This is a genomic window from Pseudomonas moorei (genome assembly GCF_042846945.1).
GTDB lineage: Bacteria > Pseudomonadota > Gammaproteobacteria > Pseudomonadales > Pseudomonadaceae > Aquipseudomonas > Aquipseudomonas moorei.
Window position 1 is genome coordinate 3,018,335 of sequence record NZ_AP035776.1, and the last position, 20,953, is coordinate 3,039,287.

At 54.0% G+C, this 20,953-nt stretch carries 18 protein-coding genes; all 18 read left to right on the forward strand.

Annotated features, from left to right (window positions below; all coding sequences use genetic code 11):
* Positions 1 to 121: 121 nt before the first annotated feature.
* The 18 genes from gyrA to ACGJAX_RS14155 all read left to right on the forward strand — a co-directional run bounded on the left by gyrA (position 122) and on the right by ACGJAX_RS14155 (position 20,918).
* Complete coding sequence (gene gyrA / locus ACGJAX_RS14070; RefSeq protein ID WP_090317899.1) at positions 122 to 2,785, forward strand: DNA gyrase subunit A; 2,664 nt, start codon at positions 122 to 124, stop codon at positions 2,783 to 2,785.
* A gap of 64 nt (positions 2,786 to 2,849) precedes the next feature.
* Entirely contained in the window at positions 2,850 to 3,935 is a 1,086-nt protein-coding gene (gene serC / locus ACGJAX_RS14075) for a 3-phosphoserine/phosphohydroxythreonine transaminase (RefSeq protein ID WP_090317902.1), read from the forward strand.
* Positions 3,935 to 5,029, forward strand: a complete 1,095-nt coding sequence (pheA, locus tag ACGJAX_RS14080) for a prephenate dehydratase (protein ID WP_090317904.1) — start codon at positions 3,935 to 3,937, stop codon at positions 5,027 to 5,029. Before serC ends, pheA begins: the two co-directional genes overlap by 1 nt.
* Before the next feature lie 12 nt (positions 5,030 to 5,041).
* On the forward strand, positions 5,042 to 6,154 hold the full coding sequence (hisC, locus tag ACGJAX_RS14085) for a histidinol-phosphate transaminase (RefSeq protein ID WP_390959512.1): 1,113 nt from the start codon (positions 5,042 to 5,044) through the stop codon (positions 6,152 to 6,154).
* Between the two features lie 28 nt (positions 6,155 to 6,182).
* Complete coding sequence (locus ACGJAX_RS14090) at positions 6,183 to 8,390, forward strand: bifunctional prephenate dehydrogenase/3-phosphoshikimate 1-carboxyvinyltransferase (RefSeq protein WP_248916272.1); 2,208 nt, start codon at positions 6,183 to 6,185, stop codon at positions 8,388 to 8,390.
* Positions 8,387 to 9,076 (forward strand): (d)CMP kinase, encoded by a 690-nt coding sequence (gene cmk / locus ACGJAX_RS14095; RefSeq protein WP_090317912.1) that lies wholly within the window; start codon positions 8,387 to 8,389, stop codon positions 9,074 to 9,076. The genes ACGJAX_RS14090 and cmk overlap by 4 nt, the downstream gene beginning before the upstream one ends.
* Positions 9,077 to 9,195: 119 nt before the next feature.
* Positions 9,196 to 10,890 carry a 30S ribosomal protein S1 gene (rpsA, locus tag ACGJAX_RS14100; protein ID WP_047527094.1) on the forward strand — a complete coding sequence of 565 codons (1,695 nt, stop codon included), beginning with the start codon at positions 9,196 to 9,198 and terminating at the stop codon, positions 10,888 to 10,890.
* A 201-nt stretch (positions 10,891 to 11,091) separates the two neighbouring features.
* Positions 11,092 to 11,370, forward strand: coding sequence for a hypothetical protein (locus tag ACGJAX_RS14105; protein ID WP_090317915.1), 279 nt, complete (start codon positions 11,092 to 11,094; stop codon positions 11,368 to 11,370).
* A 105-nt stretch (positions 11,371 to 11,475) separates the two neighbouring features.
* Positions 11,476 to 11,772, forward strand: a complete 297-nt coding sequence (ihfB, locus tag ACGJAX_RS14110) for an integration host factor subunit beta (protein WP_033055808.1) — start codon at positions 11,476 to 11,478, stop codon at positions 11,770 to 11,772.
* Positions 11,773 to 11,799: 27 nt separating this feature from the next.
* Positions 11,800 to 12,039 (forward strand): lipopolysaccharide assembly protein LapA domain-containing protein, encoded by a 240-nt coding sequence (locus ACGJAX_RS14115; RefSeq protein ID WP_390959515.1) that lies wholly within the window; start codon positions 11,800 to 11,802, stop codon positions 12,037 to 12,039.
* 209 nt (positions 12,040 to 12,248) lie between these two features.
* On the forward strand, positions 12,249 to 13,325 hold the full coding sequence (gene rfbB / locus ACGJAX_RS14120) for a dTDP-glucose 4,6-dehydratase (protein ID WP_390959517.1): 1,077 nt from the start codon (positions 12,249 to 12,251) through the stop codon (positions 13,323 to 13,325).
* Positions 13,322 to 14,215, forward strand: a complete 894-nt coding sequence (gene rfbD, locus ACGJAX_RS14125) for a dTDP-4-dehydrorhamnose reductase (RefSeq protein ID WP_390959519.1) — start codon at positions 13,322 to 13,324, stop codon at positions 14,213 to 14,215. Before rfbB ends, rfbD begins: the two co-directional genes overlap by 4 nt.
* A complete protein-coding gene (rfbA, locus tag ACGJAX_RS14130; protein ID WP_390959521.1) occupies positions 14,212 to 15,102 on the forward strand; it encodes a glucose-1-phosphate thymidylyltransferase RfbA in 891 nt (296 codons plus the stop codon). The genes rfbD and rfbA overlap by 4 nt, the downstream gene beginning before the upstream one ends.
* 394 nt (positions 15,103 to 15,496) lie before the next feature.
* Positions 15,497 to 16,552: a Wzz/FepE/Etk N-terminal domain-containing protein gene (locus ACGJAX_RS14135; protein ID WP_390959523.1), complete on the forward strand. Its 1,056-nt coding sequence runs from the start codon at positions 15,497 to 15,499 to the stop codon at positions 16,550 to 16,552.
* 500 nt (positions 16,553 to 17,052) lie between these two features.
* Positions 17,053 to 17,241, forward strand: coding sequence for a hypothetical protein (locus ACGJAX_RS14140; RefSeq protein WP_390959525.1), 189 nt, complete (start codon positions 17,053 to 17,055; stop codon positions 17,239 to 17,241).
* A gap of 315 nt (positions 17,242 to 17,556) precedes the next feature.
* On the forward strand, positions 17,557 to 18,819 hold the full coding sequence (locus ACGJAX_RS14145) for an oligosaccharide flippase family protein (protein WP_390959527.1): 1,263 nt from the start codon (positions 17,557 to 17,559) through the stop codon (positions 18,817 to 18,819).
* Between the two features lie 52 nt (positions 18,820 to 18,871).
* Positions 18,872 to 19,996, forward strand: a complete 1,125-nt coding sequence (locus tag ACGJAX_RS14150) for a hypothetical protein (RefSeq protein ID WP_390959529.1) — start codon at positions 18,872 to 18,874, stop codon at positions 19,994 to 19,996.
* A complete protein-coding gene (locus tag ACGJAX_RS14155) occupies positions 19,986 to 20,918 on the forward strand; it encodes a glycosyltransferase (RefSeq protein ID WP_390959531.1) in 933 nt (310 codons plus the stop codon). Before ACGJAX_RS14150 ends, ACGJAX_RS14155 begins: the two co-directional genes overlap by 11 nt.
* Positions 20,919 to 20,953: the final 35 nt, after the last annotated feature.

Here is a 20,953-nt window from a genome sequence, read left to right on the forward strand (position 1 = left end):
CCATGGCATAACTCGTTGATTTGTCGTAAGTCGGTGCATGGCACTCAGCCTGTATCGGCGAGCTTCGTTCGTCCCATATGGATGTGACGAAGTTTCACCAGAAAAAGGAATCAGGCTTCTCATGGGCGAACTGGCCAAAGAAATCCTCCCGGTCAATATCGAAGACGAGCTGAAGCAGTCCTACCTCGATTACGCGATGAGCGTGATTGTCGGGCGGGCACTGCCGGATGCGCGCGATGGCTTGAAGCCCGTGCACCGGCGCGTGCTGTTCGCGATGAGCGAGCTGGGCAACGACTTCAACAAGCCGTACAAGAAATCTGCCCGTGTCGTCGGTGACGTGATCGGTAAGTATCACCCGCACGGTGATACCGCGGTGTACGACACCATCGTCCGGATGGCGCAGCCATTCTCCTTGCGCTACCTGCTGGTAGACGGCCAGGGCAACTTCGGTTCGGTGGACGGCGACAACGCCGCGGCCATGCGATACACCGAAGTGCGCATGACCAAGCTGGCGCACGAGCTGCTGGCCGACCTGCATAAGGAAACCGTGGACTGGGTGCCGAACTACGACGGCACCGAAATGATCCCGGCGGTCATGCCGACCCGTATTCCCAACCTGCTGGTCAACGGCTCCAGCGGTATCGCCGTGGGCATGGCGACCAACATTCCGCCGCACAACCTCGGTGAAGTCATCGACGGTTGCCTGGCCCTCATCGACAACCCTGAGCTGACCGTCGATGAGTTGATGCAATACATTCCCGGTCCGGACTTCCCGACCGCCGCGATCATCAACGGTCGCGCCGGCATCATCGAAGCCTACCGCACCGGTCGCGGCCGCATTTACATGCGTGCGCGCTCGATCATCGAAGACATCGACAAGGTCGGTGGCCGTCAGCAGATCGTCATCACCGAACTCCCTTACCAGCTGAACAAGGCCCGTCTGATCGAAAAGATCGCCGAGCTGGTAAAAGAGAAGAAACTCGAAGGCATCACCGAACTGCGCGACGAGTCCGACAAGGACGGTATGCGCGTCGTGATCGAACTGCGTCGCGGTGAAGTGCCCGAGGTCATTCTCAATAACCTCTACGCCCAGACCCAGCTGCAAGCAGTGTTCGGCATCAACATCGTCGCGCTGATCGACGGCCGCCCACGGATCCTGAACCTCAAGGACCTGCTGGAAGCCTTCGTGCGTCACCGTCGCGAAGTGGTTACCCGCCGTACCGTGTTCGAGCTGCGCAAGGCGCGCGAGCGTGGTCATATCCTTGAAGGCCAGGCGGTTGCACTTTCGAACATCGACCCGGTCATCGCCCTGATCAAGGCCTCGCCAACCCCGTCGGAAGCCAAGGAAGCGCTGGTCAGCACCCCTTGGGAATCCTCTGCCGTGGTTGCGATGGTCGAACGTGCCGGTGCCGATTCGTGCCGTCCGGAAAACCTCGATCCGCAATACGGCCTGCGCGACGGCAAGTACTTCCTGTCGCCAGAGCAGGCGCAAGCCATTCTGGAACTGCGTCTGCACCGTCTGACCGGTCTTGAACACGAAAAACTGCTGGCTGAGTATCAAGAGATCCTCAACCAGATCGGCGAGCTGATCCGCATCCTCAACAGCGCCACGCGCCTGATGGAAGTGATCCGCGAAGAGCTGGAAGTGATCCGCGCCGAATACGGCGATGTGCGCCGCACCGAGATCCTGGATGCCCGTCTCGACCTGACCCTGGGTGACATGATCCCGGAAGAAGAGCGTGTCGTGACCATTTCTCACGGTGGCTATGCCAAGACCCAGCCGCTGGCTGCCTATCAGGCTCAGCGTCGTGGCGGTAAAGGCAAGTCGGCGACCGGCGTCAAGGATGAGGACTACATCGCTCACCTGCTGGTTGCCAACAGTCACACCACGCTGTTGCTGTTCTCCAGCAAGGGCAAGGTGTACTGGCTCAAGACCTACGAAATCCCTGAGGCGTCCCGTGCGGCCCGTGGTCGTCCGCTGGTCAACCTGCTGCCGCTGGATGACGGTGAATACATCACCACCATGCTGCCGGTCGAGGAATACACCGAAGGTCACTACATCTTCATGGCGACCGCCAATGGCACCGTGAAGAAGACCCCGCTGGAATCCTTCAGCCGTCAACGCAGCGTTGGTTTGATCGCGCTGGAGCTGGACGAAGGCGACGTACTGATTTCCGCCGCCATTACTGATGGCGAGCGCGAAGTCATGCTGTTCTCCGATGGTGGCAAGGTGACTCGCTTCAAGGAATCCGACGTTCGTGCCATGGGTCGTACCGCCCGCGGTGTGCGCGGCATGCGCCTGCCGGAAGGCCAGAAGCTGATTTCCATGCTGATCCCTGAAGAGGGCAGCCAGATCCTCACCGCTTCCGAGCGTGGCTTCGGCAAGCGTACGGCAATCACCGAGTTCCCTGAGTACAAGCGTGGCGGTCAGGGCGTTATTGCCATGGTCAGCAACGAGCGTAACGGCCGTCTGGTCGGTGCGGTTCAGGTGCTCGATGGCGAGGAGATCATGCTGATTTCCGACCAGGGCACCCTGGTACGTACCCGTGTCGACGAAGTGTCCAGCCTGGGTCGTAACACCCAGGGCGTGACCCTGATCAAACTGGCCAAGGATGAAACCCTGGTCGGCCTGGAGCGGGTTCAGGAGCCGTCGGAAGTCGAAGGTGAAGAGTTCGAGGATGAAGAGGGTGTCGAGCTGGAAGCGGGCGTGATCGGCGCCGAACCGGACGATACGGTCGACAACCTGCAGGCTGACGCCGCAGACGAAGAAGAGTCGCAAGACTAACCAAATCGTAGCAGGGCAGAGTGTTTGCTCTGTCCGCTACCGTGATTGCATAGCGAGAGTGGATGTGAGCAAACGAGCCTATAACTTCTGCGCAGGTCCTGCTGCGCTTCCTGAAGCTGTCCTGTTGCGTGCCCAGTCCGAGTTGCTCGACTGGCACGGCAAGGGTCTGTCGGTCATGGAGATGAGCCATCGCAGTGATGAGTTCGTGTCCATTGCCACCAAGGCCGAGCAGGATCTGCGTGATCTGCTGAATATCCCCTCGAACTATAAAGTGCTGTTTCTGCAAGGTGGCGCCAGCCAGCAATTTGCTCAGATTCCTCTGAACCTGTTGCCGGAAAGCGGTACTGCCGACTATATCGATACCGGTATCTGGTCGCAGAAAGCCATCGAAGAAGCTTCGCGCTACGGCCATGTCAATGTTGCCGCTACCGCCAAGCCTTACGACTATTTCGCTATTCCCGGTCAGAACGAGTGGAAGCTGTCCAAGGACGCGGCCTACGTTCACTACGCGCCGAACGAAACCATCGGTGGCCTGGAATTCCAGTGGATTCCGGAAACCGGTGATGTTCCGCTGGTGGCCGACATGTCCTCGGACATTCTTTCGCGTCCGGTGGATGTCTCGCGCTTCGGAATGATCTACGCCGGTGCCCAGAAAAACATCGGCCCGAGCGGCATCGTGGTCAACATCGTTCGCGAAGACCTGCTGGGTCACGCCCGTTCCATCTGCCCGACCATGCTCAACTACAAGGTTGCGGCCGATAACGGCTCTATGTACAACACCCCGCCGACCCTGGCCTGGTACCTCTCCGGCCTGGTGTTCGAGTGGCTCAAAGAGCAGGGTGGTGTCGAAGCCATCGGCAAGCTCAACGAAGTGAAGCAGCGCACGCTGTACGACTTCATCGACGCCAGCGGCCTGTACAGTAACCCGATCAACAAGTCGGACCGTTCCTGGATGAACGTGCCTTTCCGTCTGGCGGACGACCGTCTGGACAAACCGTTCCTGGCCGGTGCCGACGAACGTGGTCTGTTGAACCTCAAGGGGCACCGTTCCGTGGGCGGCATGCGCGCCTCCATCTATAACGCCGTCGATATCAACGCCATCCATGCGCTGGTTTCGTACATGGCAGAGTTCGAGAAGGAACACGGCTAATGTCTGAGCAAGAACTCAAGGCACTGCGCCTGCGCATTGATGCTCTGGACGAAAAAGTCCTGGAGTTGATCAGTGAGCGTGCGCGCTGCGCCCAGGAAGTCGCGCGAGTAAAGATGGCCTCGCTGGCCGAAGGCGAAGTGCCGGTGTTCTATCGTCCTGAGCGCGAAGCTCAGGTGCTCAAGCGTGTCATGGAGCGTAACCAGGGGCCGCTGGGCAACGAAGAGATGGCGCGCTTGTTCCGCGAAATCATGTCTTCGTGCCTGGCGCTCGAGCAGCCGCTGAAAGTCGCTTACCTCGGTCCTGAAGGTACCTTCACCCAGGCCGCTGCCATGAAGCACTTCGGCCATGCCGTGATCAGCAAGCCGATGGCGGCGATCGACGAAGTGTTCCGTGAAGTGGCGGCCGGTGCGGTGAATTTTGGCGTGGTGCCAGTGGAGAACTCCACCGAAGGCGCGGTCAACCACACGCTGGACAGCTTCCTGGAACACGACATGGTGATCTGTGGCGAAGTCGAGCTGCGCATCCACCATCACCTGTTGGTCGGTGAGAACACCAAGACCGATAGCATCAGTCGCATCTATTCCCACGCCCAGTCCCTGGCCCAGTGCCGCAAGTGGCTGGACGCCCATTACCCGAATGTCGAGCGCGTGGCGGTGTCCAGCAACGCCGAAGCGGCCAAGCGGGTCAAGGGTGAGTGGAATTCGGCGGCGATTGCCGGCGACATGGCGGCCGGCCTGTACGGGCTTACCCGACTGGCGGAGAAAATCGAGGATCGCCCGGATAACTCCACGCGTTTCCTGATGATCGGCAGCCAGGAAGTGCCACCGACCGGCGACGACAAGACCTCAATCATCGTCTCCATGAGCAACAAGCCGGGCGCGCTTCACGAGTTGCTGGTGCCTTTCCATGAAAACGGCATCGACCTGACGCGAATCGAGACGCGTCCGTCGCGCAGCGGTAAATGGACCTACGTGTTCTTCATCGACTTCGTCGGCCACCATCGCGACCCGCTGGTCAAGGGTGTGCTGGAAAAGATCAGTCAGGAAGCAGTGGCACTCAAAGTGCTGGGTTCCTACCCGAAAGCAGTTCTCTAAGGGCGGTAGCAAATGAGTGGCAATTTCCTAGCTCTGGCGCAGCCGGGCGTGCAACAACTTTCGCCTTATGTTCCGGGCAAGCCTGTGGACGAATTGGCTCGCGAGCTGGATCTCGATCCGGCCAGCATCGTCAAGCTGGCAAGCAATGAGAATCCCCTGGGCGCGAGCCCCAAGGCGCTGGCGGTCATCCGCGATGCGCTGGCGGAACTGACCCGCTACCCGGACGGCAACGGTTTTGCACTCAAAACCCTGCTGGCCGAGCAGTGCCGCGTCGAGCTGAATCAAGTGACGCTGGGCAACGGTTCCAACGACATTCTGGAGCTGGTGGCGCGCGCTTACCTGGCGCCGGGTCTGAACGCCGTATTCAGCGAGCACGCGTTTGCGGTCTATCCGATCGTGACCCAGGCGGTGGGTGCGCAGGCAAAAGTGATTCCGGCCAAAGACTGGGGGCATGACCTGCCGGCCATGTTGGCCGCGATCGACGCCAACACCCGCGTGGTGTTCATCGCCAACCCGAACAACCCGACCGGGACCTGGTTCGATACCGAGGCACTGGACGAATTCCTGCAGGACGTGCCGGAACATGTGCTGGTGGTGCTGGACGAGGCCTACATCGAGTACGCCGAAGGCAGCGATCTGCCGGACGGCCTGGATTTCCTCGCGGCTTACCCGAACCTGCTGGTTTCTCGTACGTTCTCCAAGGCCTATGGCCTGGCGGCGCTACGGGTTGGCTATGGCTTGTCCACTGCCGTGGTCGCCGACGTGCTGAACCGCGTGCGCCAGCCGTTCAACGTCAATAGCCTGGCCCTGGCTGCCGCTTGCGCCGCCCTGCAAGACGCCGAGTACCTGGCCGAAAGTCGTCGCCTGAATGAAACCGGCATGCAGCAACTGGAAGCGGGTTTCCGCGACCTGGGGCTGAGCTGGATTCCCTCCAAGGGCAACTTCATTTGTGTCGATCTCGGTCAGGTGGCGGCTCCGGTTTTCCAGGGGTTGCTGCGTGAGGGTGTGATCGTGCGCCCGGTGGCCAACTACGGCATGCCGAATCACCTCCGTATCACCATCGGTTTGCCGGCGGAAAACAGCCGCTTCCTCGAGGCGCTGGCCAAGGTTCTGGCCCGTGGGTGATGTCACTGCACTGCAATCTGCTGAACCTATGATCGGGCGCCTGGTGGTGGTCGGTCTGGGCCTGATCGGCGGTTCGTTTGCCAAGGGTTTGCGCGAGAGTGGTCTGTGCCGCGAAGTGGTCGGGGTTGATCTCGATCCGCAGTCGCGCAAACTCGCGGTTGAACTGGGTGTGGTGGATCGTTGCGAAGACGACCTCGCGCTGGCTTGCCAAGGGGCAGACATTATCCAGTTGGCGGTGCCGATCCTCGCCATGGAAAAACTGCTCGCTCGAATGGCGGGCATGGATCTGGGCGCGGCGATCCTGACCGACGTCGGCAGTGCCAAGGGCAATGTGGTGCGTGCTGCAACTGAAGCCTTTGGTGGCATGCCGCCGCGCTTCGTCCCGGGGCATCCGATTGCCGGTTCCGAGCAGAGCGGGGTGGAAGCCTCCAATGCCGAGCTGTTTCGACGCCATAAGGTCATTCTGACGCCGCTGGATCAGACCGATCCGGCCGCATTGGCGGTGGTCGACCGTTTGTGGCGGGAATTGGGTGCCGATGTCGAGCACATGCAGGTCGAGCGTCACGACGAAGTGTTGGCGGCGACCAGTCATCTGCCGCACTTGCTGGCGTTCGGTTTGGTCGACTCGTTGGCCAAGCGCAATGAAAACCTTGAGATCTTCCGTTACGCTGCGGGCGGTTTCCGCGATTTCACAAGAATCGCCGGAAGCGACCCGGTCATGTGGCACGACATCTTCCTCGCCAACCGCGAAGCTGTCCTGCGCACACTCGATACATTTCGCAGCGACCTCGACGCCTTGCGCGACGCGGTCGATGCAGGGGATGGGCACCAATTGTTGGGCGTTTTCACTCGCGCCCGGGTTGCCCGCGAGCATTTCAGTAAAATCCTGGCCCGTCGGGCCTATGTGGACGCTATGAATTCCAACGATCTGATTTTCCTGGCTCAACCTGGTGGCCGCCTGTCCGGTCGGATTCGCGTACCAGGCGACAAATCGATTTCCCACCGTTCGATCATGCTGGGCTCCCTGGCCGAAGGCGTGACCGAAGTGGAAGGTTTCCTCGAGGGCGAAGACGCCCTGGCGACCCTTCAGGCATTCCGTGACATGGGTGTCGTGATTGAAGGCCCGCACCACGGTCGCGTGACCATTCACGGCGTCGGCCTGCATGGTCTGAAGCCGGCGCCGGGCCCGATCTATCTGGGCAACTCCGGTACTTCGATGCGCCTGCTGTCCGGCCTGCTGGCCGCGCAGGACTTCGACAGTACCCTGACCGGCGACGCATCGCTGTCCAAGCGTCCGATGAATCGCGTGGCCAACCCGCTGCGTGAAATGGGCGCCGTGATCGAGACGGCGGCTGACGGTCGTCCTCCGATGACCATTCGCGGTGGTCACAAGCTCAAGGGCCTGACTTACACCATGCCGATGGCCAGTGCCCAGGTTAAGTCCTGCCTGCTGCTGGCGGGTCTGTACGCCGAAGGCAAGACCACCGTGACCGAGCCCGCGCCGACCCGTGACCATACCGAGCGCATGCTGCGTGGTTTCGGCTACCCGGTTACGGTCAACGGCGCGACTGCTTCGGTAGAGTCCGGCAACAAGCTGACCGCCACCCACATCGAAGTACCGGGTGATATCTCTTCGTCGGCGTTTTTCCTGGTGGCAGCGTCGATCGCCGAAGGCTCCGAGTTGGTGCTCGAGCATGTCGGCATCAACCCGACCCGTACCGGCGTGATCGACATCCTGCGCCTGATGGGTGCGGACATCACCTTGGAAAACCAGCGTGAAGTGGGCGGCGAGCCGGTAGCTGACCTGCGCGTACGTGCAGCTAAACTCAAAGGTATCGAGATTCCGGAAGCGCTGGTTCCATTGGCGATCGACGAATTCCCGGTGTTGTTCGTGGCCGCGGCCTGTGCCGAAGGGCGCACCGTGCTGCGTGGCGCCGAAGAGTTGCGGGTCAAGGAATCGGATCGCATCCAGGTGATGGCCGATGGCTTGCTGGCGCTGGGCGTCAAGTGCGAACCGACCCCGGACGGCATCATCATCGATGGCGGCCAGATCGGCGGCGGCGAAGTGCACGGTCACGGCGATCACCGGATTGCCATGGCGTTCAGCGTTGCCTCGCTGCGTGCCAGTGCGCCAATCCGCATCCATGATTGCGCCAACGTCGCGACGTCGTTCCCCAACTTCCTCGCGCTGTGTGCGCAGGTCGGCATCCGCGTTGCCCAAGAGGCTCAGTCGTGAAGAGCATTGCACCGGTCATCACCATTGATGGGCCAAGCGGTTCCGGCAAAGGAACCGTCGCCGGGATTCTGGCCAAGCGCCTGGGCTGGAATCTGCTGGATTCCGGTGCGCTGTACCGTCTGCTCGCTTTTGCTGCGCACAACCACGGCGTCGACCTGACCAATGAAGAGCTGCTGAAAAAACTTGCCGCTCATCTGGATGTGCAATTCATTGCGGCGACTGACGGTCAGCTGCAGCGCATCATCCTGGAAGGTGATGAAGTCAGCGATGTGATCCGTACGGAAAGCGTCGGCTCCGGTGCTTCCCAAGTGGCTGCATTGCCTGCGGTGCGCGAGGCGCTGCTGCAGCGCCAGCGTGCATTCCAGGAGGCGCCGGGTCTGGTAGCCGATGGTCGCGACATGGGCACGGTGGTTTTCCCCGATGCGCCACTGAAGATTTTTCTCACTGCCAGTGCCGAGGAGCGTGCGCGCCGTCGATACTTGCAGTTGAAGGGCAAAGTCGATGGTGTTAGTCTGTCGAGTCTGCTAGATGAGATACGTGCACGCGATGAGCGTGACACCCAGCGAGCGGTAGCCCCGCTCAAGCCGGCGGCTGACGCCATACAGCTGGATTCCACGGAATTATCCATCGACCAGGTGCTGGAACGCATCATGAGCGAGATCGCCATTCGCGATATCGCCGGGTGACCAAGAAGGCTGCGGGGGACCAGTCATAGTCCTGCGGCGCTTCTTTTAAATGAAACTAACCCACATCGTCTGGGGTGTGGAGATGGGCGTATTCTTCGCCCTCATCAACAGGAATTAAAATGAGCGAAAGCTTTGCGGAACTCTTTGAAGAAAGCCTAAAAACCCTGAACCTTCAGGCAGGCTCCATCATCACCGGTGTTATCGTTGATATCGATTACCAAGCTCGCTGGGTAACCGTTCACGCTGGCCTGAAGTCTGAAGCACTCATCCCGCTTGAGCAGTTCTACAACGACGCTGGCGAGCTGAACATCAACGTCGGTGACGAAGTTCACGTTGCTCTGGACTCGGTTGAAGACGGCTTTGGTGAAACCAAGCTGTCCCGTGAAAAAGCCAAGCGCGCTGAATGCTGGATTGTTCTGGAAGCAGCCTTCGCAGCCGAAGAAGTGGTCAAGGGCGTTATCAACGGTAAGGTTAAAGGCGGCTTCACTGTCGACGTTAACGGCATCCGTGCGTTCCTGCCAGGTTCTCTGGTTGACGTCCGTCCAGTGCGCGACACCACGCACCTGGAAGGCAAAGAGCTGGAATTCAAGGTCATCAAGCTGGACCAGAAGCGCAACAACGTTGTCGTTTCCCGTCGTAGCGTCCTCGAAGCCGAGAACTCCGCCGAGCGTGAAGCTCTGCTGGAATCCCTGCAGGAAGGCCAGCAAGTCAAAGGTATCGTCAAGAACCTCACCGATTACGGCGCATTCGTCGATCTGGGTGGCGTCGATGGCCTGCTGCACATCACCGACATGGCTTGGAAGCGTATCAAGCATCCTTCCGAAATCGTCAACGTTGGCGACGAGATCGATGTCAAGGTTCTGAAGTACGATCGCGAGCGCAATCGTGTTTCCCTGGGCCTCAAGCAACTGGGTGAAGATCCATGGGTTGCTATCAAAGCCCGTTACCCAGAAAGCACTCGCGTTACCGCTCGTGTAACTAACCTGACCGACTACGGCTGCTTCGCTGAGCTGGAAGAAGGCGTTGAAGGTCTGGTTCACGTTTCGGAAATGGACTGGACCAACAAGAACATCCACCCTTCGAAAGTCGTACAAGTCGGCGACGAAGTGGAAGTTATGGTTCTGGACATCGACGAAGAGCGTCGTCGCATCTCCCTGGGCATCAAGCAGTGCAAATCTAACCCATGGGAAGATTTCTCTGGCCAGTTCAACAAGGGCGATAAAATCTCCGGCACCATCAAGTCGATCACCGATTTCGGTATCTTCATTGGTCTGGACGGCGGCATCGACGGTCTGGTTCACCTGTCCGACATCTCCTGGAACGAAGTGGGCGAAGAAGCCGTACGCCGCTTCAAGAAGGGCGACGAGCTGGACACCGTTATCCTGTCGGTTGACCCAGAGCGCGAGCGCATCTCCCTGGGTATCAAGCAGCTGGAAAGCGATCCGTTCTCCGAGTACGTTCAAGAGAACGACAAAGGCGCAATCGTTAAGGGCATCGTGAAAGAAGTTGACGCTAAAGGCGCCATCATCACTCTGGCCGACGATATCGAAGCGACTCTGAAAGCCTCCGAAATCAGCCGTGACCGCGTTGAAGACGCGCGCAACGTTCTGAAAGAAGGCGAAGAAGTAGAAGCCAAGATCATCAGCGTTGATCGTAAGAGTCGTGTAATCCAGCTCTCGATCAAGTCGAAAGACGTTGAAGACGAGAAAGAAGCTATCCAGAGCCTGCGCGACAAGCCAGTAGCTACGGATGCTCCAGTAGCCACCACTTTGGGTGACCTGCTGCGTGCTGCACAAGCGGAAAAACAGAACTAAGTTCTGACTTTCTGTAAAAAAGGGCGACTTCGGTCGCCTTTTTTGTGTCCGGAATTTACCAGGGGTCATGGCGGCATTGGTGTGGGGAAACCAATATCGCTAACAGTTGTCTCTTTCTTTAACAGGATCAATCGTTTATTTGCAGCTAGTCTTAGCCTGAGTCGAACGATGGTCAGGCGAATGCTTGGCGTAAGGAAGTGAATGAACAAGCTCATTGTCGCAATAGCAGTTCTGACATTGGCGGGCTGTACCACCAATGCCAAGACTCACGCGGTGCGCGGAGTCAGTGGTATTGAGATTGACTGTTCGGGATTGGGCTCTGGTTGGGAGAAGTGTCAGAGGCGCGCAGCCAGGGAGTGCAAGGGTGCAGGTTACAAGGTTGTGGCCAGGTCCGATGATGTAAAGGAAGAGGATGAGTTTCCCTTTGGCTTCAATCCGGCCGGCTATTGGACGCGAACGATGCTGGTTATTTGCAGATGATCATGCGGGGTGAGGGGATGTCAAACCCGGGCTGTTCAAATTCTTCCGGGCGTGCTAAAACCTTTTGAGCGATTTTCCTAGCTGCTTGAATAAGAAGGGAAAAATATGACGAAGTCGGAGTTGATCGAACGAATTGTCACCCATCAAGGGCTACTCTCATCAAAGGATGTGGAGCTGGCCATCAAGACCATGCTTGAGCAAATGTCCCAATGTCTGGCCACAGGCGATCGTATCGAGATCCGTGGGTTTGGCAGCTTCTCCCTGCATTACCGCGCACCGCGCGTAGGTCGCAATCCAAAAACCGGTCAGTCCGTCAGCCTTGACGGCAAGTTTGTTCCGCATTTCAAGCCGGGTAAAGAGTTGCGCGATCGTGTGAACGAGGATGAGGAGGAAGTCCTTTGACCGCCGGCGTTCATCAAGGAGCTGCTCATGCGTAACTTCAAGCGGGTACTTCTTGGTGTCTTCATTCTTTTACTGGTGCTGGTGATCCTGGCATTCGTGCTCGAAAACCAGCAGTCGGTGTCACTGTTGTTTCTCGGTTGGGCTGGGCCGGAGTTGCCGGTCTCTCTGATGATGGTTCTCGCGCTATTGATCGGCATGCTAATTGGGCCGCTGCTCAGCTGGTTTCTGGGACGATCGTTCAGAGCTTCGCGCAAGCGTCTTATCTGATTGCGACGAGCAGGAGACATCTTTCGATTTTGCGCCGCTGATTGTCTATATCCATTAGTAAACTGTTCATTAAGCTGTAAAATGCTGCCTTTGTTCGATACCGGCGAAACTCCATGTCGATCGACGTAGCTCTGGCAGTTTTTTGCATTCATGGATTAGACAGTGCTCGGTAGGCCGGCCCTGTCAGTAACTAAAGGGTGTGGTTTCGCGTGAAAATTCTAGTAACCGGTGGTGCAGGATTTATTGGTTCGGCAGTCATTCGTCATATTATTTCCAATACCACCGACTCAGTCGTCAACGTCGATAAGTTGACTTATGCCGGTAATCTTGAGTCATTGGCTGAAGTCAGCCAAAACTCACGCTACGTGTTCGAGCGTGTCGATATCTGTGAACGTGATCAGATCGATCGCGTGCTGCGTGAGCATCAGCCGGATGCCATCATGCATCTCGCCGCAGAGTCCCATGTGGATCGCTCGATATCCGGGCCGTCTGAATTTATCCAGACCAACATCATCGGCACCTACACCCTGTTGGAGGCCGCGCGCCAGTACTGGGCCTCGCTGGATGAAGTGCGCAAGGCCAATTTCCGCTTCCATCATATTTCGACTGACGAGGTTTACGGAGACCTTGAAGGTCCGGAAGATCTTTTCACCGAAACCACTCCGTATCAGCCGAGCTCACCCTACTCGGCCAGCAAAGCCAGTTCTGATCACCTGGTTCGCGCTTGGGCCCGTACCTATGGCCTGCCGACGCTGGTTACCAACTGCTCGAACAATTACGGGCCATGCCACTTCCCGGAGAAGTTGATCCCGCTGATCATTCTCAATGCATTGGAAGGCAAGCCATTGCCGGTTTACGGCAAGGGTAATCAAGTTCGTGACTGGCTCTACGTCGAAGATCATGCCCGGGCACTGTACAAGGTGGTGACTGAGGGCGTAGTCGGTGAGACGTACAATATCGGCGGCCATAACGAGAAACAGAACATTGAGGTAGTACACACCCTTTGTGCGCTGCTTGATGAACTGCGTCCTGACTCGGCTCATCGCCCGCACGCCAGTCTGATTACTTACGTTCAGGATCGCCCTGGGCATGACCAGCGTTATGCGATTGATGCCAGCAAAATTCAACGTGAGCTGGGTTGGACGCCTCAAGAAACCTTCGAAACCGGCATTCGCAAGACTGTCGAGTGGTACCTCAACAATGCTGAATGGGTAGCTCACGTGAAGAGCGGCAGCTATCAGCAGTGGATTGACCAGAATTACGCGGATCGTTCGAGTAAGGCATGAAAATCCTTCTGCTGGGAAAAAACGGCCAGGTAGGCTGGGAGCTGCAACGCTCTCTTGCGCCGCTTGGTGAGTTGATCGCTTTAGATCGTCAAACCGTCGATGGCTTGTGTGGTGACTTGTCTGATCTCGAAGCCTTGCGCGTAACGATTCGCCAGGTCAAGCCGGATATCATCGTCAATGCTGCGGCTTACACCGCCGTCGATAAAGCCGAGTCCGAGACAGAATTGGCCGACTGTGTGAACGGTCAGGCAAGTCAAGTCATGGCCGAAGAGGCCGCGTCATTGGATGCCTGGTTGATTCACTATTCCACGGACTACGTCTTCAGCGGGCAAGGTTCAGCGCCATGGCAAGAGTCGGATGCAGTCGCCCCGGTGAATCACTACGGCGCAAGCAAACTGGCTGGTGAGCAGGCGATTAACGCGTCGGGCTGCAAGCATCTAATTTTCCGTACCTGTTGGGTCTATGGCGCTCGCGGCAACAACTTCGCCAAGACCATGTTGCGTTTGGCCAAGGATCGCGAAACCTTAAATGTCATCGCCGACCAGGTTGGAGCTCCGACGGGGGCAGACCTGATTGCTGACGTGACTGCGTTGGCCATTCAGCAAGTTCTGCAACGTCCTCAGCTGTCGGGCTTGTATCACCTGGCGGCCAGTGGCGAAGTGTCATGGCACGGCTATGCTAGCCATGTAATCGATTTTGCCCAAGCCCAAGGCGAGCAGCTCGCAGTTAAGACGATCAAACCAATTGAAACGACGGCCTACCCAACCCCCGCGCGCAGACCTCTGAATTCGCGTTTGAATACTCATAAGCTGCGTGACAACTTTTCTCTACACTTGCCGGATTGGCAAAGTGGCGTAAACCGAATGCTTAGGGAAGTACTAAATAAATGAGCACGACTAATCGCAAAGGCATCATCCTCGCTGGCGGCTCGGGCACTCGTTTGCATCCGTTGACCCTCGGTGTGTCCAAGCAGATGCTGCCGATCTACGACAAGCCAATGATCTTTTATCCGCTGTCGGTGCTGATGCTCGCGGGTATGCGTGAAATCCTGATTATTTCCACACCAGAAGACTTGCCCTGTTTCCGCAAACTCCTGGGAGATGGCAGCTGCTATGGCATCCAGTTAACCTACGCCGAACAACCTAGCCCAGATGGCTTGGCACAAGCCTTTATTATTGGCGAAGAGTTCATCGGAAAGGACCCTTGCTGTCTGATTCTTGGAGACAACATTTTTTACGGCCAGCGCTTCTCGGAAAACCTGCTTTCCGCCTGCTCGCAAGTGCATGGAGCAACTGTGTTTGGTTACCACGTATCCGATCCTGAGCGATTCGGTGTCGTGGAGTTCGATGCGGGCGGCAAAGCGCTGAGTATTGAGGAGAAGCCGCTGAAGCCAAAATCTAATTACGCAGTAACAGGTTTGTATTTCTACGACAACGACGTCGTCAAAATTGCCAAGAGCATCAAGCCTTCTGAGCGCGGCGAACTGGAAATTACCGACGTCAACCGCGCATACCTCGAACGTAAAACCCTCAAGGTCGAGTTGCTCGGCCGCGGCTTTGCTTGGCTGGATACCGGTACTCATGATTCATTGCTGGAAGCCAGTCACTTTGTGCATACCATCGAGCAGCGCCAAGGCCTGAAAGTGGCTTGCCTGGAAGAGATTGCTTACAATCGCGGCTGGATCACTGCTGAGCAGTTGCGCGTACAAGCACAAGCGCTGAAGAAAACCGGCTACGGCAAGTATCTGGAGAAGCTACTCGAATCGCCTTTGCAGTAAAACGAGCGCGCTATCTTTTAGGCGGCAACCTTCTGTTTAAGCAGGTTTGGCATACTAATAACACATTTTAAGGTTGCGGTTTTCACTGGTGGCTAACAACGGTTTGGAGTGTATAAGGGAAACGCTTGCCTCCACCCTTGTCGGATCATCGGTTAGCGGTACATCCAAATCCTTGTTGATGCCACTGGGCGGCATAGAGCCAGATATGAAAAATCAATGTTTGTTTCCGACCTCTCCTTGGGAGTCTGGCTTTTGTTTTGCGAAACCAGCATCATGCTTCGCCGGTTTTTTTGGTACTTTCCCGAGAGGACGGCTACCAACTTCTCTCGCAAGCTAATGAGTGGACTACTCCCGACAAAATAGTGGTTGAAATCTAAGAAGGAAAACGTGATAAATGCTCAACAACCGTGCTGAGGTTACGCCAGACGATGAAATTGACTTAATTGAGGTCATTCAGGGGTTATGGCTACAAAAATGGCTGATCTTAGCTATTGTTATGTTATTTTCTTTAGTTGGTGGGGCTTATGCTCTTATTAGTAAGCCTGTTTATGAGGCTAAAGCGTTCGTTATTCCACCGACACAGAAAGATATAGCCAATTTTAACTATGGCCGAATAAAAGCGTCGGAACTGGCGCCTTATAGCGTGAAAAACGTATATGATGTTTTTTTACGTAATCTTCAAGCTGAGTCACTGCGTCGGAGTTTCTTCGAGAAGTACTATCTCCCGTCTTTAAATGAAGCAGACCGCGGCGGCTCTAAGGACAGTCTTTATGCTCGTTTCTCCAATGATTTAACTATCGCGCCTGCTGATAAAAACAACCCGGATCGTTTGTCTGTGGCAATGCAGAGCAATGATTCGACCAAGGCTGTAGAGTGGGTGAGGGCTTACGTGGATATGGCTCGGGTATTAGCCGTTGAAGAGATGGTTGATAGCGTCAATAGGGAGGCCGAAGTTCGTGCACGTAATCTTACGCAACAGATAAGCGTATTGCGTGAGAATGGTGAGAAAACTCGTCAGGATCTTATTAGCCAGCTGAGGGAGGCACTCCGTGTGGCTGAGGCTATTGGTTTGGAAAAGCCTCCAATCATCAGCGGAAATTTATCGGGTGAAGTGTCAGCTAACATGGACGGCGAGTTGACATATATGCGCGGTAGCAAAGCACTTTTGGCTGAAATAAAAAACCTCGAAGAGCGAAAGGTGGGGGATCCTTTTATAAAAAACCTTCGGGCTTTGCAAGTAAAACTAGCCTTTTATAAGGACTTGTCTGTAAGCCCGAATGACGTGGCAGTTTTTCGCATAGATGGCCCGATTCAGATACCAGATAAGCCAATCAAACCGAAGAAAGTATTGATATTGGCTGTGTCGATACTCCTGGGTGGCGTTATTGGTATATTTGTAGCAATATTCAGGACCCTGCACCGCCGCAGTCGCGAACTACGCTCGATTTAGGTGTTTGAGGATAGGCTTTTCGACTTGGTGGGGGGTAATAGTGTTGCGAAGTGCCTCCCGTCAACTCTGAATATGATTCCAATGCATTTTTATATGGAAAACTAAATCAGTTTGTTTCAAGGGTTTAACTTTTTCAGGCTGCTATCTCAGCACTATTTTCGTAAGATTATACGCAACTTTCGAAAGCTTCACGATGACGCCATCCAGGTTGCAAGCAGGACTTCGGTATGTGTCTTGTTTTCAGCAGTGTTTGTTTCCAGATCTGAGTAGGTTCAGGTGTTTGTCTAAACACTTCGTGTTAGCTGGTCACCAAGACAAATTCTCTTCAGGCTACACAGCTTTTGGAGTCGACTTCCCCGAAGTGCGAATCACGAAATGTATCTATCCTACTATCTATGCCTAGCCACGTCGGAGCTGAAACGGCAGCTGATCGGCTTTCTTCAGGTTACGGCAAACGTCCTAAGCGAATCCAGAGTGCGGAGCTGCGAGAGCGCTAGCCTATGCCATTAAATATTCACCTAACGGCCATCGAATACTACAAGATCGTCTGGTCGTTTTGGGAGAGTTATCTGATTATGGACGCCACTAACTGCCAGGCGGTGACTGCAATGGCCGAGCGGGCAAGCTATTATGTGATTGTCACCAAACTCGAAGTCCCAACCACCGGGTTGTGGCTGGAGTCGTTGTGAGGCAAATCTCCAAGATGCTGCCGCCGTTGTTAAAAAACCAAGATACATCTCCAAGGAAAAAATTCGTCGGCGATGCCAAAATCACACCGCAATCGGGCTTGAAGATTTATTTCGCCGTTTTCCGCATACCTTGGTATCGTAGCAATGAAAATACGAACGGTTAGAGTTGATGTTGAGCGGATCCATTAACTATGAAATTTATTATTTGAGTAGTGGCCGAGTACCCTTGGTTCATGTTTTTACTCATGCTGGCTAGACGATAATGGTCATCATGGCCATGGGCTCGTTGCGTAATTTATTCAATCGAGGTTTGTGGTGCACTATAAAAATATAATTTGGAACCTGCTAGGTCTAGGCTTGCCACTGCTTATAGCTGCTCTGACTGTTCCAAGCTTGATTTCGGTAATAGGCACTGAGCGATTTGGATTCCTGGCGCTTGCTTGGGGATTGATTGGCTATGCCGGGGCGCTCGATCTGGGGGTTGGCCGGGCAGTTACGCAAAGGCTGGCGTCCCTGAGAGGGAGGGATAGTGCGAATGAAATCCCCGATGTAATTAGCACTGCAGTTCGTATCACGATGATTATCGGCATTATAGGATTCATTCTGATCGTATTGGGCAGTTGTCTCGGTGGGTATAATTTTGTACCGCGACAGAATGTTAGTGTTATGGAGGTTCTGATTTCTTTGCTGCTACTTGCAGTGGCTATACCAATGCAGGCAGTCAGTGCCACTTATCGTGGGGTGAATGAGGCCTATCTTAATTTTAAAAGTATTAGCTTCTTGCGTGTTGCTCTAGGTGCGGCAAATTTTGGCGCGCCATTCTTAGTTGCGCAATTCACTAGCGAGTTATATTGGCTAATTGCAACCTTGGTGATTTCTCGAGGGGGCGCATTATTTATGTACAGGAAGTTTGCTTACCAATGCCTACCAGAAGGGAATGATGAAGGCGGCAAGTTTACTAAAGTGCAAGCCAACAAGCTCCTAAAGTTTGGTGGTTGGGTAACAGTCAGCAGTGTTGTTAGCCCGTTTTTAGTACAGGCCGACCGATTTTTTGTCGGAATCCTGATATCCGCGGCGGCAGTTACTGCTTATGTGATTCCTTATGAAATTACGGTGCAAGCATTGATTTTGGTTGGAGCGATTACTACGGTTGCATTCCCGGTAATTGCTGGTTTTCTGCAAGAAGATATAAATAAAGCACATCGCACCTTTAATCGTTGGGTGCTGAGAGTTTCGCTTATCATGTTCTGTGTAATGAGTAGTATTGCACTATTGATGCCTTATATCTTGAATCTCTGGGTCGGGCAATATGTTTCGGAACAATCTACTTGTGTGGGGAGGGTTCTTTGTGTTGGTGTGTTCTTTAATGCAATAGGTTCAATGTATTATTCGTTCTTGCATGCGTCTGGCAGGTCTAAAGAGACCGCTATTTTGCATTTGATTGAGTTGCCTATGTTTATAGGGGCGCTTTACATACTAATTACGTACTTTGGTGTCGTGGGTGCGGCATTGGCATGGACCTTTCGAGTCGTTTTTGATGCGCTAGGTCTTTTCTATTTTACTAAATTTAAGCGGTGAAGGTGTGTTGAGGATCTGGCTTCCAAAATACCTTATATGTTTCGTATCTGGCATGATGTTGTTGGGCTTTAGCACATCACCTGAGGATGGGGGGGTATTGAGTTTTGGTACACCTTTTTTTATCGCCTCAACGCTTGTTTTCTTACCGGTTATTCTTCGTTATTGGGCTGATATGGATTGGAGATTTTTCATTTTTCCACTCCTCCATATATTGTTGATTATTGCCATGACGGTTTTATCTTTTAGCCCGTTTCAGTCGTCGGTAAGAGCGTTCTTTAATGTGCTTGGTTTTGTCATTTATTTAGGAGTGATTTGCAGTGTGCTAGGTCAGCGGTTGTCGATCCAGACACTTGCAAGAATTTTAATATATTCGGGTGGAGTGTTGGCAGCGTACTTCATTGTTAATTTTCTATTTAGCTCCGTGAAGCTTGGTATTCAACAGGTAATACTTGAGCGATATGTTGGAGGGGCTATGTCTCTCCCATGGGGGGCGAGCAATACCATTGCGCAGGTTTTACTGCTCTCAGCGGTGTCATACACGATTCTGGATGAACGTCGGAAATCTGATTTTTTAATGTTTTGGCTTATTGCGGCAGGTATATGCCTGACGTTCTCAAGGTCGAATATGATTTTGCTGTTTTTATTGTTTTTTGTAGTTTTTAGGTTGCGGCAACTCATTGTGGTGGGTGCCATTTCAGGTTTTGTGCTTGGTGTTTTTTTCGCGTACATGGTGATATTTGTCGGTTGGGATTTCTCCGGATTTGACGCTTTTTTATCCTCAAGGACGGATGTTGAGATATTGGCGACCGGAAATGGACGATTACAAACTCTGATAGAGAAAATTGATTATCTGACGAATCACCCTTTTGAACCAATTGGTTATTATTCGTCTCTATTTTATTTTGACTTATCCGCTCACAATTTTTGGATGACTTCATTGATTGAACAATCGCTCGCTGCGGTTATGGTATCTTTGTGCTTCTTTTATTTCGTAGGCCGTACAGTGTTTCGTCGTGACCGAAAGGTATTTTTTGGATTCTTGATCATTATGATGGCGTTGATGGTTGAGGACCCGCACTTTACTCAGCAGTATATAACCAGCTTCTGGGTGTATTTAGCCTTGCTGGTTAGTTTTGGTCGCACTGAATCGGACATGGGTGTTGCACGTGAATCATAAAATTGACGTAGTTATTGTGAATTGGAACTCTGGCGAACAGGTTTTACAGTGCGTGTCTTCAATAGGTCAGGGCGGTGATAATGATCTAGTGAAAATTATCGTCGTAGATAATGGTTCGACGGATGGGTCAGAAAAGCTGTTGCTCCCTCTGACAGATGTTGAGTTAATTAAAGTCGGTCGGAATCTCGGGTTTGGAAAGGCTTGCAACTTGGGTGCAAAACATGGAAGTGCAAAGTATATTCTTTTTCTTAATCCGGACGCAGCTGTCTTTCCGGCATCGCTACAATCTGTAATTGATTATATGGAGCGACCAGGCAACCAAGATGTTGGTGTCTGCGGGGTACAATTAAAAGACGAACACGGTGAAATTTCACGTAGCTGCACAAGATTTCCAACCGTGCCGGGTTTTCTTGCTCATACCATTGGTCTTGATCACTTCATTCCCAAGCTCGGTCATTTTATGAGGGAGTGGGATCATGCGAGTGATCGATCCGTTGATCATGTTATAGGGGCCTTCTATCTCATTCGGCGTGAGATCTTCGATCACTTGCAGGGCTTTGATGAAAGGTTTTTCGTTTATCTGGAGGACCTTGATCTATCGCGAAGAGTTAAATCCGAGGGTTGGAGAATAGAGTTTCTGAGTAATATTCAGGCATTCCATAAAGGTGGCGGGACTTCAGATCAAATCAAGGCGCGACGTTTGTTTTACTCGCAGCGTAGTAAAATTATTTATTCATATATACATTTTGGTTTTTTAGGGGCTACATCGGTCCTGTTAAGTACGTTGTTGCTTGAACCACTATCGCGTACCGCGATTTCAATTTTGCGTGGCTCATTATCCTCTATCAAGGAAACCTGGGTCGCTTACGGGTTACTGGTTAGTTGGTTGCCTGGATGGCTTTTCAAGGGGCGGACGAGCTGATTCTGGATTATGACTGCAAGTGGCTCTATGAGTCT